This window comes from Chromohalobacter canadensis (assembly GCF_029544075.1).
GTDB classification, from domain to species: Bacteria; Pseudomonadota; Gammaproteobacteria; order Pseudomonadales; family Halomonadaceae; genus Chromohalobacter; species Chromohalobacter canadensis_A.
Window position 1 is genome coordinate 1 of the sequence record NZ_JAJQJH010000034.1, and the last position, 1018, is coordinate 1018.

The 1018-nt window shown below is 53.7% G+C and carries 1 rRNA gene; it reads right to left on the minus strand.

Annotated features, from left to right (window positions below):
- A 23S ribosomal RNA gene (locus LUN51_RS17400) occupies positions 1–1018 on the minus strand; the annotation flags it as partial.

Sequence of the window (1018 nt, forward strand, 5' to 3'; positions counted from 1 at the left end):
ATGAGTCCGTAGCTTCGGCACCTGGTTTGAGCCCCGTTACATCTTCCGCGCAGGCCGACTCGACTAGTGAGCTATTACGCTTTCTTTAAAGGATGGCTGCTTCTAAGCCAACCTCCTAGCTGTCTAAGCCTTCCCACATCGTTTCCCACTTAACCAGAATTTGGGGGCCTTAGCTGACGGTCTGGGTTGTTTCCCTTTTCACAACGGACGTTAGCACCCGCTGTGTGTCTCCCACGCTGCACTCATCGGTATTCGGAGTTTGCCTCGGGTTGGTAAGCCGGGATGGCCCCCTAGCCGAAACAGTGCTCTACCCCCGACGGTGATACGTGAGGCGCTACCTAAATAGCTTTCGAGGAGAACCAGCTATCTCCGGGCTTGATTAGCCTTTCACTCCGATCCACAGCTCATCCCAGCATTTTTCAACATACTTGGGTTCGAGCCTCCAGTCAGTGTTACCTGACCTTCACTCTGGCCATGGATAGATCGCCCGGTTTCGGGTCTATATCCAGCGACTCTTCGCCCTGTTAAGACTCGGTTTCCCTACGCCTCCCCTAGTCGGTTAAGCTCGCCACTGAATATAAGTCGCTGACCCATTATACAAAAGGTACGCAGTCACAGAACAAGTCTGCTCCTACTGCTTGTACGCATACGGTTTCAGGATCTATTTCACTCCCCTCGCCGGGGTTCTTTTCGCCTTTCCCTCACGGTACTGGTTCACTATCGGTCAGCCAGGAGTATTTAGCCTTGGAGGATGGTCCCCCCGTCTTCAGTCAAGGTTTCACGTGCCCCGACCTACTCGATTTCACCAATGCGGGTTTTCGGTTACGGGGCTATCACCCACTATGGCCGGCCTTTCCAGGCCGTTCACCTAACCGTGCATTGACTTAAGGGCTAGTCCCCGTTCGCTCGCCGCTACTTAGGGAATCTCGGTTGATTTCTTTTCCTCGGGGTACTTAGATGTTTCAGTTCCCCCGGTTCGCCTCCCAACCCCTATGAATTCAGGGTGGGATACCCAGCT